General features: G+C 67.0%; 15 protein-coding genes. 8 read left to right on the top strand and 7 right to left on the bottom strand.

Going from position 1 to position 15,833, the window contains the following annotated elements; translation table 11 throughout:
- Positions 1-43: 43 nt before the first annotated feature.
- From WMN78_RS07460 to WMN78_RS07450, 3 genes are read left to right on the top strand one after another with little or no spacing between them, the layout of a single operon-like run.
- Complete coding sequence (locus WMN78_RS07460; protein ID WP_340532974.1) at positions 44-1,273, top strand: thiolase family protein; 1,230 nt, start codon at positions 44-46, stop codon at positions 1,271-1,273.
- On the top strand, positions 1,273-2,106 hold the full coding sequence (locus WMN78_RS07455; RefSeq protein WP_340532973.1) for an enoyl-CoA hydratase/isomerase family protein: 834 nt from the start codon (positions 1,273-1,275) through the stop codon (positions 2,104-2,106). Before WMN78_RS07460 ends, WMN78_RS07455 begins: the two co-directional genes overlap by 1 nt.
- Before the next feature lie 2 nt (positions 2,107-2,108).
- The gene (locus WMN78_RS07450; protein ID WP_340532971.1) at positions 2,109-2,981 is read left to right on the top strand and encodes a 3-hydroxyacyl-CoA dehydrogenase family protein; all 873 of its coding nucleotides are present in this window, start codon (positions 2,109-2,111) and stop codon (positions 2,979-2,981) included.
- A 57-nt stretch (positions 2,982-3,038) separates the two neighbouring features.
- Here WMN78_RS07450 and WMN78_RS07445 read toward each other — a convergent pair whose 3' ends face one another.
- Positions 3,039-3,479, bottom strand: a complete 441-nt coding sequence (locus WMN78_RS07445; protein WP_340532969.1) for an SRPBCC family protein — start codon at positions 3,477-3,479, stop codon at positions 3,039-3,041.
- Between the two features lie 36 nt (positions 3,480-3,515).
- Between WMN78_RS07445 and WMN78_RS07440 the strand changes: the two genes are divergently transcribed.
- On the top strand, positions 3,516-4,124 hold the full coding sequence (locus WMN78_RS07440) for a GNAT family protein (protein ID WP_340532968.1): 609 nt from the start codon (positions 3,516-3,518) through the stop codon (positions 4,122-4,124).
- Here WMN78_RS07440 and WMN78_RS07435 read toward each other — a convergent pair.
- Positions 4,121-4,939: an SGNH/GDSL hydrolase family protein gene (locus WMN78_RS07435; protein WP_340532966.1), complete on the bottom strand. Its 819-nt coding sequence runs from the start codon at positions 4,937-4,939 to the stop codon at positions 4,121-4,123. The genes WMN78_RS07440 and WMN78_RS07435 overlap by 4 nt on opposite strands.
- A 197-nt stretch (positions 4,940-5,136) precedes the next feature.
- Here WMN78_RS07435 and WMN78_RS07430 point away from each other — a divergent pair, with 197 nt between their 5' ends.
- Together WMN78_RS07430 and WMN78_RS07425 are read left to right on the top strand one after the other, a co-directional pair.
- Entirely contained in the window at positions 5,137-5,850 is a 714-nt protein-coding gene (locus WMN78_RS07430) for a tyrosine-protein phosphatase (protein WP_340532965.1), read from the top strand.
- A gap of 19 nt (positions 5,851-5,869) precedes the next feature.
- On the top strand, positions 5,870-8,407 hold the full coding sequence (locus WMN78_RS07425; RefSeq protein ID WP_340532964.1) for a trypsin-like serine protease: 2,538 nt from the start codon (positions 5,870-5,872) through the stop codon (positions 8,405-8,407).
- An 87-nt stretch (positions 8,408-8,494) separates the two neighbouring features.
- On the opposite strand, the gene WMN78_RS07420 is transcribed toward WMN78_RS07425, so the two are convergent.
- The 3 genes from WMN78_RS07420 to WMN78_RS07410 form a co-directional block, all read right to left on the bottom strand.
- The gene (locus WMN78_RS07420; RefSeq protein ID WP_340532963.1) at positions 8,495-9,724 is read right to left on the bottom strand and encodes a globin domain-containing protein; all 1,230 of its coding nucleotides are present in this window, start codon (positions 9,722-9,724) and stop codon (positions 8,495-8,497) included.
- A gap of 145 nt (positions 9,725-9,869) precedes the next feature.
- Complete coding sequence (locus WMN78_RS07415) at positions 9,870-10,793, bottom strand: anti-sigma factor domain-containing protein (RefSeq protein ID WP_340532962.1); 924 nt, start codon at positions 10,791-10,793, stop codon at positions 9,870-9,872.
- Entirely contained in the window at positions 10,780-11,355 is a 576-nt protein-coding gene (locus WMN78_RS07410) for an RNA polymerase sigma factor (protein ID WP_340532961.1), read from the bottom strand. Before WMN78_RS07410 ends, WMN78_RS07415 begins: the two co-directional genes overlap by 14 nt.
- Positions 11,356-11,562: 207 nt before the next feature.
- Here WMN78_RS07410 and WMN78_RS07405 point away from each other — a divergent pair, with 207 nt between their 5' ends.
- The gene (locus tag WMN78_RS07405; RefSeq protein WP_340532960.1) at positions 11,563-12,159 is read left to right on the top strand and encodes a ferritin; all 597 of its coding nucleotides are present in this window, start codon (positions 11,563-11,565) and stop codon (positions 12,157-12,159) included.
- A 97-nt stretch (positions 12,160-12,256) separates the two neighbouring features.
- On the opposite strand, the gene WMN78_RS07400 is transcribed toward WMN78_RS07405, so the two are convergent.
- Positions 12,257-12,964: a DUF4397 domain-containing protein gene (locus WMN78_RS07400; RefSeq protein ID WP_340532959.1), complete on the bottom strand. Its 708-nt coding sequence runs from the start codon at positions 12,962-12,964 to the stop codon at positions 12,257-12,259.
- An 89-nt stretch (positions 12,965-13,053) separates the two neighbouring features.
- On the bottom strand, positions 13,054-13,476 hold the full coding sequence (locus WMN78_RS07395) for a PaaI family thioesterase (protein WP_340533071.1): 423 nt from the start codon (positions 13,474-13,476) through the stop codon (positions 13,054-13,056).
- 153 nt (positions 13,477-13,629) lie between these two features.
- Between WMN78_RS07395 and paaZ the strand changes: the two genes are divergently transcribed.
- Entirely contained in the window at positions 13,630-15,741 is a 2,112-nt protein-coding gene (gene paaZ, locus WMN78_RS07390; RefSeq protein ID WP_340532958.1) for a phenylacetic acid degradation bifunctional protein PaaZ, read from the top strand.
- Positions 15,742-15,833 lie beyond the last annotated feature (92 nt).

Below are 15,833 nucleotides of genomic sequence, written 5' to 3'. Positions count from 1 at the left end.
CGCCGCAGATGACATTGCCGTTAATCGCGTGAAGGGTGTTTCCATGGCCTCAGCAGTAGCAGGACCGCAGGCATTTCTGGTGGGCGGTGCCCGAACCCCGGTGGGCCGTTACGGAGGCGCGCTCTCCTCAGTCCGCCCGGACGACCTTGCCGCCCTCGTGGTCCGCGAAGCCGTTTCCCGCGCAGGCCTTGACCCCGATTCCATCGACGAAGTGATCCTCGGCAACGCCAACGGCGCCGGCGAGGAAAACCGCAACGTGGCCCGCATGGCCACCCTGCTGGCCGGTCTTCCCCTCCACATCCCCGGCATCACGGTCAACCGGCTGTGCTCCTCCGGCCTGAGCGCCATCATCATGGCCAGCCAGATGATCAAGTCCGGTGCCGCGGACATCGTGATCGCCGGCGGCGTGGAATCCATGAGCCGGGCGCCCTGGGTGCAGGAAAAGCCCCAGACGGCGTTCGCGAAGCCCGGCGCCATCTTCGACACCTCCATCGGCTGGCGGTTCGCCAACCCGTTGTTCCAGAAGGGCGAACTGTCCCGCGACGGCAAAATGACGTACTCCATGCCGGAAACGGCGGAGGAAGTGGGCCGCGTTGACGGTATCTCCCGCGAAGATGCCGACGCCTTCGCGGTCCGCTCCCACGAACGCTCCCTCGCAGCCATCGCGGCCGGCCGGTTCAAGGATGAAATCGTGCCGGTGACGGTCAAGACCCGCAAGGGCGAAACCGTGGTTGACACCGACGAGGGCCCCCGTGCCGGCACCACCATGGACGTGCTCTCCGGACTCCGCCCCGTGGTCAAGGGCGGATCGATTGTCACCGCCGGCAACTCCTCCACGCTGAACGACGGCGCCTCCGCCATCATCGTGGCGTCCGAAGCGGCCATCCAGAAGCTCGGCCTCACCCCGCGCGCCCGCATCATCGACGGCGCGTCCGCCGGCTGCGAGCCCGAGATCATGGGCATCGGCCCCGTCCCCGCCACGCAGAAAGTGCTGGGCCGGAGCGGCTACAACGTGGGCGACCTCGGCGCCGTCGAACTTAACGAAGCGTTTGCCACCCAGTCGCTCGCCAGCATGCGCCGGCTGGGCCTGGACCCGGACATCGTGAACAACGACGGCGGCGCCATCAGTCTGGGGCACCCGCTGGGTTCCAGCGGCTCACGGATCGCGATCACCTTGCTGGGTCGCATGGAACGCGAGGACGCCAGGATGGGCCTCGCCACCATGTGCATCGGCGTGGGCCAGGGCACTGCGATGCTGCTGGAGCGCGTGTAATGGCGGGTCCGGACAGCGCGAACGGACACTTGAGCACCCAGGACTTCAAAACCCTCCTGGTCGAGGAGCGTGACGACCGCGTGGTGGTGCTCCTCAACCGCCCGGAGGTCCGGAACGCCATCGACCAGCAGATGGTGGACGAGCTCCACGCAGTGTGCGCCGCGCTGGAGCAGAACCCCAAGGTGCTCATCATTGCCGGCGTGGACGGCGTCTTCGCCTCCGGTGCGGACATCGCCCAGCTGCGCGAACGGCGCCGGGACGATGCCCTGCAGGGCATCAACTCCACGATTTTCGTGCGGATCGCCAAGCTGCCCATGCCAGTCATTGCTGCACTGGACGGATACTGCCTGGGCGGCGGCGCGGAGCTCGCCTACGCCGCGGATTTCAGGATCGGAACGCCCAGTGTCCGCATCGGCAACCCCGAGACGGGCCTGGGGATTCTCGCGGCGGCCGGCGCCAGCTGGCGGCTGAAGGAGCTGGTGGGCGAACCAGTGGCCAAGCAGATCCTGCTGGCCGGCCTGGTGCTGCGCGCCGAGCAGGCCCTGGCCGTCAACCTCATCACAGAAATCCACGAGGCCCCCGTGCTGATGGACGGCGCGCACAGCCTCGCGGACCGCATTGCGCGGCAGGATCCGCTGGCCGTGCGGATCACCAAGTCCGTGTTCCATGCACCCGCCGAGGCGCACCCGTTGATCGACCAACTGGCGCAGGGGATCCTTTTCGAATCCCAGGCGAAGTTCGACCGGATGCAGTCTTTCCTGGACAAGAAAACAGATAAGAAAACAGCCAAGGCGTCAGCCACTCATTCAGACCAGCAAGACGGGACGAAGTAACCATGAGCAATTCCGTACTTCCGGCGGATCTGCCGGCCACAGTAGGCGTCCTCGGCGGCGGCCGGATGGGGGCGGGCATCGCCCACGCCTTCCTGATCAACGGCGCCAACGTCCTGGTGGTGGAGCGGGACGAGGCCTCGGCTGAAGCCGCCCGGGAGCGCGTGGAGTCCGCGGCCGCGAAGAGCATTGAGCGCGGCGCCACGGACGGCAACCTGGACGAAATGGTCTCGCGGCTCTCCGTTACGGTGGACTACGACGACTTCAAGGACCGCCAGCTGGTGGTGGAGGCCGTTCCGGAGGACTGGGGCCTGAAGGTTGCCTCCCTGCAAGGAATCGAAGAGCGCCTCTCCGACGACGCCTACCTCGCCTCCAACACGTCCTCGCTGTCCGTCAACGGCCTGGCCCGCGAACTCAAGCGCCCGGGGAACTTCCTTGGCCTGCACTTCTTCAACCCTGTACCCGCGTCCACGCTCATCGAGGTGGTGCTCGGCGAACAGACGTCCCCGGACCTTGCCGCCGCAGCGAAAAGGTGGGTGGAGGCACTCGGCAAGACCGCCGTCGTCGTCAATGACGCCCCCGGGTTTGCCTCTTCACGCCTGGGCGTGGCCATTGCCCTGGAAGCGATGCGCATGGTGGAGGAAGGCGTTGCGTCCGCCGAGGATATCGACAACGCCATGGTGCTGGGCTACAAGCACCCCACCGGTCCGCTGCGCACCACGGACATCGTGGGCCTGGACGTCCGGCTGGGCATTGCGGAGTACCTGCAGTCGACCCTGGGGGAGCGCTTCGCGCCGCCGCAGATCCTGCGCGACAAGGTGGCCCGCGGCGAGCTGGGTCGCAAGACGGGCAAGGGATTCTTCGACTGGCCGGCTTAAGGTTTGCGCTTAGGGTTTTCCGGGCTTAGCGCCCGGACGGCTTAGCGCCCGGACGGCTTAGCGCCCGGCCCGCGCGTCGAGGGCTGACTTCAGGCCGTTCATCGCGGGGTCCCGGAGCGACATGAATGCCGGCTTCATGAACGGTTCAATGAGCTTGAGGGGGCCCTTGAGCTGGAACTCCGCCGTGTACTTCACCTTGCAGCCGGCCCCGTCGGGCGAGACGTCAATGGAGTCCTCGGAAATGACCGTCTTGTTTTCGCCCCGGAGCTTGATGTGGTTCCTGGTCAGCTCCACCACCTCGTAAATGAGGGCCTGCCGTTTGCCCCGGAACTCCGCTTCGGCGTGGTACCTGTGGCCCACGGCAACGGGGCCCTCGGTGAGCTTCTTCACCACAGGGGTGCCGGGATCCCATTCCGCGGTGTGCTCGAAGGCTGACAGGTAGGTGAAGGCTTCCTCTGCCCCGAGGGGAGAGCTGACGGTTCCCGCTACTGTGATCATGCCGACAGCCTAGCCGCTGCCCCCTAGGATGGTGCGGTGACTTCCATCGAGCCCATCACTCTGACCGGTCAACACGTCGTCCTCGAGCCGCTGAGCCATGCGCACCACGACGGCCTGGTGGAGGCCGCCCGCGACGGCGAGCTCTGGAAGCTCTGGTACACCAGCGTGCCAACGCCGGAAGGCATGGCCGCGGAAATAGACCGGCGCCTCGGCCTGCAGGAACTCGGCTCCATGCTGCCGTTCGCCACGCGCCTCCTTGACCCCGCCACCGGCGGCCCGGGCCGGGTGATCGGGATGACCACGTACATGAATATCGACGCCGTCACTCCCCGCGTGGAGATCGGCTCCACGTGGAATGCGGCTTCTTCGCACGGCACCGGCACCAACGCGGACTCGAAGCTGCTGCTCCTGCGGCATGCCTTTGAAACGCTGGGCTGCCCCGCCGTCGAGTTCCGGACGCACTGGCTGAACCACCAATCCCGCGACGCGATCACCAGGCTGGGCGCCAAGCAGGACGGAGTGCTCCGCAGCCACACCCGGACCGCCGACGGGCAACTCCGGGACACCGTGGTGTTCTCGATCCTGGAGCACGAGTGGCCCATGGTCCGGGCCAGCCTGGAGTTCAGGCTGGCCAAGCGGGGCTAGGGTGTGGTGGGCGTCGAGTAGGCTTCAGCTGCGGCAAGGGCCAAGTGGTAGGCCTGGTACCCGGCTGCGTTGGGGTGGAAGGCTTCTATTGGACCCGCTCCGGGGCCGTTGATCCACGGAACAAGGGAGTTTGCGGCGTGGTCGGCGAATTCATCTGTTACGTCGACAAATTCTGCGTCAGACGTTTCTGCCCCTCTGGCTATGGCTCCGTTGAGCTCAGCGATTGCAGCATTGACGTTCGTCATAAATGCAACTTCCTCCGGCGTCCTGCCGTTGCTGGGGTCGAACAGATACGGATAGCCCGTGAGGACTATTTTCGCTTCGGGGGCTTGAGCACGCACGTCCTCCACCATGTCAACTACGCGGCCTTCGACTTGGCCGATCATGGCGATGGCCGATCCAAAGGCCTGAGCACATTGCGTGGAAGCAGGGTCAGGCACGCAGGTGAAGAGGACGGCCGTTGAATTGATGTCGTTTCCACCGGCAGTGATGGTCACGAGAGTGATGCCAGTGTTCAGTCTCTCCAGCTGTTTCGTGGTGACATCCGCTATGGTAGCGCCGCTACAGGCCGCATTGGCGGCCAGACGGACGGACTTGCTCTCGTCTGCTTCGGCTGGGTAACCGTTCTCGCTGCGGAAGCAATCCAGGTCCTGATACGAGCCACCTCCCACCCCGGCGGCGTATGAATCGCCCAATGCAACGTAGGCAGTCGGGCGGGCGGCTTCAGCCGGCACCGCCAGCCCCATTGCCAGCCCCAGCGTTGCCAGACCGGCTGCGAATGCCGCGCGCCGCCGTCGTAATATCCGGTCACTCATCAGTTTCCCCTTTGTTCTGAACTGTGCACCGGGCTGATGAGCCACGGACCCGCGGCCTGGCCGCAGGTACGCCCAACGGTACAGCCAGTGACCTCCCACAGGACATGGGCCGGAATACCCGTTAATTTGCGGCGCACCACCCCATTTTCCGGCCGGTACCCGTGCCGGATGTCGGGGGTCTGTGATTAGCTGTCTGGATGGAACAGCCTGGACAACCCGTGCACTGGGACGGAGCCGTGAACGCCTGGCGCATTTCCGGCCTCGTCTTCCGCATGGGGCGCCGGGAATGGGTCACCGAGGCGGGCTGGAAACAGGCGTACGACGACGGCGTCCGCACTGTGATCGACCTCCGGAACCCTTCGGAACACGGACTAAGGGACACCGATCCCGAGGTGAGCGCGGACGTATTGGCGGGGTTCGACGTCGTGCACGCTCCCACCGAAGACCCTGACCATCCGGAGTTCAAGGAACTGTGTTCCCCCTACCTGAACGATCCCGCCTGCTACGCCGCCAACGCCCGGCTGTTTCCGGAAAAGCTCGTGGCCGTCTTCAAAGCTGTTGCCGCCGCGCCCGCCGGCGTGGTGATCCACTGCTCGGCCGGGCGCGACCGCAGCGGAATGGTGGCTGCCATGCTGCAGGACCTCACCGGCGCAGGCGATTCGGAGATCGTGACCGGCTATCAGGTTGCCATGCGCGGCATCAACGAGCGCCACCGGACAGCCGGCCCGCCGCACAAACACGAGCGCTACCTGGAAGAAGACGCCTTGGTGCCCCTGCTGGAGAAGCGCGGCGGCGGAACCCTGGAGTTCGTCCGGAGACTGGACACCCGGAACTACCTTTTGCGGCACGGCATCACCGCGGCCGAATTGGCTGCCATCCGGACCCGGCTGGCAACCAGAATGACCACGTGAACACTATATGGGGGACATCTTGACGCATCATTCCGGCCGGAATCCGTTCCACCGCGGCCTTGGACTGGCCGCAACCGCCGCCGTGGCGTTCGGCGCCACGTTCCTCGCTGGTCCCGCCGTCGCAGAGTCGGGTTCCCCGGTTCCCGGTCCTTCCGCGTCTGCGCCTGCCGCTCCGGCAACCCCTGCCGCGCCGGCGGCCGCGTCCGCGCCCGCGCTGTCCGCGCCCGCCGTCAGCGATGCCGGGCTGGCTGAGGCCATCCTCCGCGACCTGGGCATGACGCTGGAACAGTTCAACGCTGCCGGTGACCAGGGTAAGCGCGCGGCCGACGCCGTTGCCTCCTTGCGTGCCTTGCCCGGCTATGTGGGGATCAGCCTGGCAGACGGCCGGATCCTGGTCGAAGGTGCCGGGCCGGAGCTTGAGGCCAGGGTTGCTGAGCTCAATGCCGCAGGACCCTCCGACTTTGTCCTTGTGGCACCCAGCCCCGCGCCGAGCCCCGCGCCCGCAGGTCCCTCGGCATCCGGGCCGTCAGCGTCGCCTTCGCCGGCCGAACCGCCTTCGCAGACTGCGCCGACCCGGCCAGTGGCGCCGGAACGTGTCGCGGCCAGCACGGACCAGTTGTTCAACGACTACGTCAGGGAGGTCGGCGCCGACGGCCTGCAAGCTGTGGCGCATGCCAACGGCAGCTTTGTGATCCGCACCGGCGGCACCAACCAGCCGGAGGACGGCGGGACCCCGGCGGGCCAAGAGGCCCCCGGCACCCCGGCAACGCCGGCCCCCGGCACCCCGGCATCCTCGCCTCCGACGCCGTCCGAATTCGTGGCGCAGTACTCGAACGTCCGTCTGGAGCAGGGCGAGCCGCTTGCCCCTGAGGAGGATTTCTTCGGCGGGCAGGGCTATGTCCTCAACAACGGCATCGTCTGCTCAGCCGGTTATGGTGCGTACAGCCCGGAAGGGGAGCCGCTGGTCCTCACCGCGGGCCACTGCACCGAAGACGGCACGCTCCCCACGGCAAACGTGGAGCGTCCTGAAACGCCGGCGAATAAACTACTGGGTACCCTCGGCTTCAGCCAGTTCGGCGGCCCGGGCAACTCCTGGATCACCGGCGGCGAAGCCAACCCCGGGAACATCGGCACGGACATCGCCGTCATCGAGGGTATCCGGGCGGGACTCGAGGTCCAGCCCGCCGCCACCCGCTGGGATGCGCCCTCGGATCCCGGATCCACGGCCGTGAAGATCATCGGAACAGCGGCGCCTTCGCCGGGGCAGGCCGTCTGCCGGTCCGGCCGCACCGCCGGCTGGTCCTGCGGCACGGTGGATGAAGTGGGCATCTACGTAGTGGGCGGCATCACCGCCGACCCCTCCGACCTCCGGGCCTTCCGCGGCTTCCTGTCCAACTCAGTCCAGTCCAGCGGCGGTGACTCCGGCGGACCCTGGATCAGCGGCAACTTCGCCGTCGGCACGCATTCCGCGGGAGACTCACCCGGTTCGGCGGCCAACTTTGCCGTGGCCACTACGTTGGAGGACGCCATGACCCGGCTGCCGGGCGTCCAGCTTCAGCTGTTCCTCAACAAACCCTTACTTACGGAACCGGCCGACGGCGGCGGGGTGGCAGTCGGCCGGACCATCAGCGGGCAGGTCCCGGCGGCTCCTGCCTCCGCCGTCGCTGCAGGCTCGAAGGTGCGCATCACTGTGCCCGGGCAGCCGTCCGCGGAGGTTCCGGTGGACGCCTCCGGACGCTGGCAATTCACTGCCCCTTCGCCGGCCGGCAGGTTGCGGTTTACGGCCGAAACCGTCAACGGCTTCAGCCACTCGGGTGCCAGCTCCTTCGACATCACTGTGCTGCCGTCCGAGCTGCCCGCGCCCGGTATTTCAGCTCCGGCGGAGGGCGACGTCCTGATGGCACTCGAACGCATCGGAGGGACCGGAACACCCGGTGCCACGGTGGAACTCTCCGGGGACGCCACCGGCCAGGCGGTGGTGGGGCTCGACGGCGCCTGGGCAGTGCCCGTGAACGGGCCGGCGAGGTTCGGGTCCTTCACCGTCAAGGCAGTGCAGACCGCTGCTGGCGTCGCTGACAGCCCGGCGGCGAGCCGGACGTTCACGGTGGTGCCGCCGTCGCCGGCGGTGACCAACATCCAAGACGGTCAGCATTTCGCCCACGACGCCGTTCCGCAACGGATCACCGGTACAGCGCTGAAGGGCGCGTCGGTGACCGTCACGGTCGACGGCGCCTCAACAGTACTCGGCGCGGGGGACGGCACGTGGAGCACGCCGCTTCCGGCCGGGCTCGCCGCCGGGAACCACACGGTGACGGTCCGCCAGGCGGTCGACGGCGTGGCCTCCGCACCGGTGAATCTCACCTTCGTGGTGGACCCGGCTCCTGTGATTGTTCCCGCCGGGCGGGCTGTTCCCGCCGCGATCACCCCGGCAGGTGTCCCGGACCAGCTTCCGGCAACCGGTGCCGACGGCCTGCTCACCGCCGCCGGCGTCGGTGCCGGCGTGCTGCTGCTCGGCGGTGCCGCGCTCGTCCTGGCCAGACGACGTTCCCGCCGCTGACCTGTTCCGGCAACGCGCCCGAGTTTTTGTCCACTTATCGCGACCCAAAGCGGTTCTAACGCGCGATAAGTGGACAAAAACTCCGGGCTATTGGAAGTCGGCCAGCCAGAGGTCCGGGCCGAACACTTCGTACTGGATATCCTTGGCCGGCACGCCCCGTGCAACCAGCGCGCTCCGGACTGACTTCAGAAAGGGCAGGGGGCCGCAGAGATAGTACTCGGCGTCGTCCGGAAGATCGACCGCATTGACGTCCATGAAGCCTTTGAACGCCGGTGCGCTGTCCGTCCCGGCTGCACCGGAGGCAGCGGGTGAGCCGTCCGGCTCGAGGAACCAGGTGTTCAACGATCCGTCGGCCAGCTGCGCGAGGTCCTCGGTGACCTGGGCCCGGAGCGGGAACGACGCAGGGGTGTCATCCGCGTGGAGGAGCATGACCTGGCGCTGGGAGCCGGCCTTCACCATGTGGGACAACATGCCGGCCATTGGCGTGATGCCGATGCCCGCGCTGGCCATGACAACAGGCCTGTCCGTGTATTCCAGGACCACGTCGCCGAACGGTGCCGAAAGCACCACCTCGTCGCCTTCGTGGATCTCGTTGTGGAGCAGGTTGGACATCTCGCCGTCGGGCGTGGGGAGTCCATGGACGCGCTTCACCGCGAACTGCCGGTGGTGGCCGTCGTCGGCCTTGGTGAGGCTGTACTGCCGGGGCTGGTGCACGCCGTCGTGCATCAGCATCTTGATGGTGACGTACTGCCCGGGAAGGGACGGTTTGACGTCGCGCTCGTCGGTTCGTTCCACGATGAAGGTGACCACGTCGTCGGTCTCCTGGATCCGCCGGACAACCCGCCAGGTGCGCCAGATCGTCTCGGGCGAGAGATGGACGGCGTTGTAGAGTCCGCGTTCCTTGTTGATGAGCATGTTGGCCATGAGCCAGTAGACCTCATCCCAGGCCGCCGCGACGTCGGGAGTGACAGCATCGCCGAGCACGTCCACGATGGACCACATCAGGTGGTCGTGCACAATCTGGTACTGATCCGGGGCCAGGCCCAGCGACACGTGCTTGTGGGCGACGCGGGAGAGCAGATGGTCCGGCAGCTGGTCGGGTTTATTCACCAGGAATCCCGCGAATGCCGCGATGGACCCTGCCAAGGCCTGTTGCTGCCGCCCGTCCGCCTGGTTGCCCCGGTTGAAGAGGCCGTCGAGGAGGTCCGGCCGCTCCTCGAACATGTGTTTGTAGAACCGTTTGGCGATCTCCTCGATGTGCTCGCCAACTACAGGCAGCGTTGCCTTGATGACTGGAGAAGAGGTGTCTGAGAGCATGGTTGGTCCCTTCCGGTCGTGCCGGTAAATGCAGGCGGTGTTTCGTCGCTCGGCACAGCAAACCTAGCAGTCCGGGCCTGTCCACTTCCGGGCCGATTGGCACTTCACGGCAGGTGAAAACGGGTGTAGCGGAGGAGGCTTCGGGTCAGCTTTCCGTGGCCAGCTCACCGCGCGCAATGCTGTCCGAGGAGTGCGCGGGGTTGCCGTCGAACGGCTCGTTGGACACGTCCACGATGGGGTACTCCGCCAGGTCGAGTCCTTCGGGGATGGCGAAGACGCCGGGCTCGCCGTCAAGCACGCCCAGGCTGACGAGTTTGGAGAGGTCCGGCGAGATCACCCAGACCTCACGGAACCCGCTGATTTGGCCCTCCGGGAGTTGGACCACCAGTTGGCGGGTGCCGTCGGGAAGCTCCTCCACCAGTGCCTTGCCGCTTGCCGTGTAGGACGCCAGAGGCTGCAGCGGTGCCTGGGCAATGACCACGGCCTGGGGAGCGGTCGGCGTGGGTGAGGGCGCCGCTTGCGGGGCTTGGCCGAGGACGTTGTAGCCCGCCCACACGGCGGCCGCGCCAACGACGATCCCGGCGGCTGCAGCCATCGCCACCCAGCGCCGGGCACCGGAACCTGCCTTGGAGCCCCCGGTTCGTGCCGGACCCGTCCTCGCGCGCTCGGCGCGCGGGCGGGGCGGCGTCGGTGCGGTGACCGGCGCCGCGGAACCCGCCGACTCCGCCGTCGTACCGTCCGCCGTCGTACCGGCCACCGGCGAAGTGGCTACCGCCGTCGTACCAGCTACCGCCGTCGTACCGGCCGGCGAGCCCTCCCGGCTCAACGGGTCCTGAGCCTGGCCGGGGGAGAGGCCCAGTGCCTGGTGGATGGCTGCCCAGTTGTGCGGGCCGGGCGTGGCCAGTTCCACTTCGGCCGGATCCACGGTGGCGGCGCGGACGGTGCGTTCCAGGGCAGCGAGGGTTCCGGAGCATTCACTGCAGAACGCCAGATGGTCGGCCTCGGCCGGAGTCACGGCGGGTTCGCCAAGGGCCAGCAGGCTCAGCTGCTCATCGTCAAGATGCTTCATGGCCCACCTCCAGGCGGGTCCGCATCCGGGAGAGGCTGCGCCGGATGTGGCTCTTGACGGTGCCGAGGGGCAGTTGCAGGCGCGAGGAGATCTGGTCGTGCGTGAGGTCCTCGTAAAACGCCAGCTTCATGATCGCTTTCTGTGGATCGCCCAACCGGTCCAGCTCTTCCTCCAAGGTTATGCGGTCTGCCACGGCTTCCACGTCAGCTGCCAGCGGTCCGGCGACGCGGTCATCGCCCACGAACTGCCCGGCAGCGTGTTCCAGCTCCTGCCGGCGCATCCGGGCGGACAGCGCATCGGAAACCGCGTTGCGGGTGATCCCCACCAGCCACGCCGGAAGGCGGGCGGCTTCCGGCCGGTAGCTGACGCGTGATTTCCAGGCGCGGATGAAGACTTCCTGGGTGACGTCGTCGGCGGCGGACCGTTCCCCCAACGACCTCAGCGCCAGCGTGTACACGAGCGGGCTCAGCCGCCGGTAGGCCTCGGCGAGGGCCGCTTCCTGGCCGTCCGCGAACGCATGATCGAGAGCGGCGTCCCAATCGTGCGGGCCGGCAGGGGTCATCGATGGCTCCTTCGAGCGGCAGTGAGACCTGAGGAACCACATTATGCCGTCCCCGACGCCGGTCCGCCATAGAAGCGGACCTGCGGGGTCTTGACCAGCTCGTCCACGCCGGAGCAAGCTCAATGAAGGCCCTCCGGCAAACCCGGGCCACGCAGAGCCTCCGTGCCGCAGGTCCTCAGCCTTGACCCCCGACTCGAGGAGAGCCCCATGAGCACCACCACTTTCAATGACCTGCTCGCCAAACAGGTGGGCAATGAGTTCGCGGCGTCCCAGCAGTACATCGCCATCGCGGCCTGGTTCGACGGGCAGGATCTGCCACGGCTTGCCAAGCACTTCTACCGGCAGTCGCTGGAGGAGCGGAACCACGCGATGATGATGGTCCGGTACATCCTGGACCGGGGCATCAGGATCTCGATTCCCGGCATCGACCCGGTCCGGAACGACTTCACCTCGGCGGAGGAACCCTTGGTCCTGGCACTTGCCCAGGAAATTGAAGTCACGGACCGCATCAAGGAACTCTTCGCCGCGGCCCGGGCGGAAAACGATCCCCTCGGGGAACAGTTCATGCTCTGGTTCCTCAAGGAACAGGTGGAAGAGGTCGCATCCATGTCCACACTCCTGAACGTTGCACGCCGGGCGGACAACCTTTTCGACGTCGAGATGTTCCTTGCCCGCGAGCGGGTGGGAGACGCCGGGGGCGGCGGCGGGCACGGCGGCCACGGCGGCGATCACGGGCACGCCGGAGGGCATGGCGGCGGAGGCCATGATTCCGGTACGCCGGAAGCGGCGGGCGGAGCGCTCTGAAGCGCACCGCTTGAGCTCTGAAGTACGCACCCTGAAGCACGCCGGTGGGGCCGCCCGTCCAGGCGGCCCCACCGGTAGGGGCTATCGGGGTGAGGCATCAGTGGCGGCCGTGCCACCGCTCCTCGGAGTCAACAACCTGGACTGCAACGGCCAGGTTGCCGTCAGCCAGGCTGCCCCAGGCGTACACGATCGTGTTCTTGCCGCCCTCGACCGTGATGTCGGCCGGCCCGATCACCGGGTCGGTGGTCCCGGCTGCGGCAACGGACGCCGAAATGGTTCCGGCCTTGAGCTTCAGGGTTGCCTCGTCCGGATTGCTGAGTCCCTCGATCACGGCGGATCCGCCGGCGAGGACGTCGACGGCGGGCGCTGCGGCTACGTGCCTGACCGTCAGCTTGCCCTTCTTGTCGTTGCGGGGAGCCTTCGTGTCGTTGGTGAAGAGCGTGGCCGTGGCAGCGCCGTCGGCGTCGAGGTGGGCCACCGCGGTGTAGTCCCCGCCCTCGTCGAGGTCAACGGTCACCGGCCCGATCACCGGGTTGTCGGCGCTGGTGGCCTCCGAGGCGGTGATGGCGATTTCGTAGTCGCCGGCGGCGAGCTCCAGCGGACCCGCCAGGCTCCCTGGAGTGAAGTCATCCAGGGTGAGGTTGCCGTCCACCCACACGTCCACTGTCAGGCCGGGCACGCCGTGCAGGACCGAGAGCTTGGCGGGGTCATCGTCGTGGTGCCAGCCGCCGGCCTGGGCGGGGGCTGCGAAGGACAGTGCTGCAGCGAGCGACAGTGCTCCGGCGGCGTAGGTTGTTTTGCGCATTTTCAAACTCCTCAGAGGGACGCCCGGGGACGGGCTGTGTTTGTGCTTACGCCCTTACTACCTGCGGGATGCCCTCTTTGGATGCAAAGTCATGAAATTTTTTTCCGGTCAATCAGCAGGTTGGTAATCCGGAGCGTGCACAGGCGCTGGCCGGCCTCGTTGGTGAGCAGGACCTCGTGCGTGGTCAGCGTTCCGCCCAGGTGGATGGGCGTGGCCGTGATGGTGATCTGGCCGTCGCGCGCCGACTTGTGGTGGGTGGCGGACACGTCCACGCCCACGGCGGTCTTGCCTATGGTGCTGGCGTGGATCACGGCAGCCCAAGACCCCACGGCCTCGCCGACAGCCAGGGACGCCCCGCCGTGAAGCAGCCCGAACGACTGCCGGTTGCCCTCCACCGGCATCGTGGCAACAACACGCTGCACGGATTCCTCGACGATCTTCACGCCCATCTTCTCGTCGAGCTCGCCAAGCGTGATTTTCCACAGTTCGGCGCTGCCGGTTTCGGGCTGCATGGCCACTTCGCTTTCGTTGTCGGTCTTCCCAGTGTGCAGCAAGGCTAGTGTGCAGCACGGCACATTCATGTACTGTAGACATATTACCGAACGGACGGTCAGTAATGCACTGGCCGTGATGATCTTGCCCCGCGCAGGAAGGACCCGTCAACGATGACCACCACTGCAACTTCTCCGAAATCCTCGCTGGACACTGTGGAGACTGTCCCCAGTTTCGTCCGGGACGCCTGGTGGACGCCCGACGCCGATGCAGCGGCTTCCGCCGTCCCCGTCCTGGACGCCAGCACCGGCGAGCTCCTCGCCAAGGTGAGCACCGAGGGACTGGACCTTGCCGACGTCGTGGATTACGGACGCACCACCGGCCAGAAGGAACTGGGCACGCTGACCTTCCACCAGCGCGCCCTCAAGCTCAAGGAACTGGCCCAGTACCTCAACGCCCGCCGCGAGCACTTCTACGAGCTGTCCGCGCAGACCGGCGCCACCAAGATCGACTCCATGGTGGACATCGACGGCGGCATCGGCGTGCTCTTCACCTTCGGTTCCAAGGGCCGGCGCGAGCTGCCCAACTCCCAGGTTGTGGTGGACGGTCCCATGGAGGTGCTGTCCCGGGACGGTTCCTTCGCCGGCGAGCACATCTACACCCGCATCCCCGGCGTCGCAGTGCAGATCAACGCCTTCAACTTCCCGGTCTGGGGCATGCTGGAGAAATTTGCGCCCGCGTTCATCGCCGGTGTTCCCACCATCGTCAAGCCGGCCACTCCCACGGGCTACGTGGCGGCGGCCGTGGTCAAGGCCATGATCGAATCCAACATCCTGCCCAAGGGTTCGCTGCAGCTCATCTCCGGCTCGGCCCGCACGATGCTGGACCACCTCGACTACCGCGACCTCGTATCGTTCACCGGCTCGGCCTCCACGGCCAACACCCTGAAGTCGCACCCGAACGTGGTGGAAGGCGGTGTCCGCTTCACGTCTGAGACGGACTCGCTCAACGCCGCCATCCTGGGCCCGGACGCCGTCAAGGGCACGCCGGAGTTCGACGCCTTCATCAAGTCCGTGGTCACCGAAATGACCGTCAAGGCCGGCCAGAAGTGCACGTCCATCCGTCGCACCATCGTGCCCCGGGACATGGTGTCCGACGTCGTTGCCGCCGTGGGTGCCCGCATCGAGGAACGCGTGGTGCTGGGTGATCCCCGCGCCGAGGGCGTCACGATGGGCGCGCTGGCTTCCCTTGAGCAGCTGGCGGACGTCCGCGCCGCGGTGCAGTCCATGCTCGACGCCGGCGGCGAGCTCGCCTACGGCACGCTCGATTCGCCCAAGGTGACCAAGGCTGACGGGGGAGTTGCCGTCGTCGAAGACGGTGCCTTCATGTCCCCCGTGCTGCTCAGCTGGGCCGACGCCGAAGCCGAGGAAGTCCACTCGCTGGAAGCCTTCGGTCCGGTTTCCTCGGTGATCGGCTACACCGACCTGGCCGACGCCGTGCGCCTAGCCGCCCGCGGTGGCGGCTCGTTGGTGGCTTCGGTGTGCACCAACGATCCCGAGGTTGCCCGCGAACTCGTCACCGGGATCGCCGCACACCACGGCCGCGTCCTGATGCTCAACCGCGAGGACGCCCGCAGCTCCACCGGGCACGGTTCGCCTGTGCCGCATCTTGTCCACGGCGGGCCGGGCCGCGCCGGTGGCGGCGAAGAACTGGGCGGCATCCGCTCGGTGATGCACCACATGCAACGCACCGCCATCCAGGGTTCGCCGAACATGCTCACCGCCGTCACGGGTGTCTGGCACACGGGCGCGGACCGGAACTTCACGCTCGAGACTGAGGGCCAGCACCCGTTCCGGAAGCACCTGAGCACGCTGCACATCGGTGATTCGGTGCGCTCCGGGCTGCGTGAAGTGACGCTGGAGGAGATCACCAAGTTCGCCAACTCCACCGGCGACACCTTCTACGCCCACACCAACCAGGAGGCTGCGGAGGCCAATCCGTTCTTCCCGGGCATCGTGGCGCACGGCTACCTGCTGCTGGCCTGGGGCGCCGGGCTGTTCGTGGAGCCGGCTCCGGGCCCCGTGCTGGCGAACTACGGCCTGGAGAACCTGCGCTTCATCACCCCGGTGGCCGCAGGCGATTCCATCCGCGTGACCCTGACCGCCAAGAAGATCACCCCGCGCGAGACCGACGAGTACGGCGAAGTGGCCTGGGACGCCGTCCTGACCAACCAGAAGGACGAAATCGTAGCCACCTACGACGTCCTCACCCTCGTCGAAAAGTAACCTGCCCCCTCCGACGCTCTCTCACTTCCTGCGGGTTTTTCTCCGGCGCTCTCTCACCTTTAGTGGGTTTCCCCCAAAACGCTCTCTCACCG

It is taken from the genome of Arthrobacter oryzae, from assembly GCF_037911235.1.
In the GTDB taxonomy this organism is placed as follows: Bacteria; Actinomycetota; Actinomycetes; order Actinomycetales; family Micrococcaceae; genus Arthrobacter; species Arthrobacter oryzae_E.
Note: the sequence above shows the minus strand (reverse complement) of the source record. Positions and strands in the feature narration are given on the sequence as shown.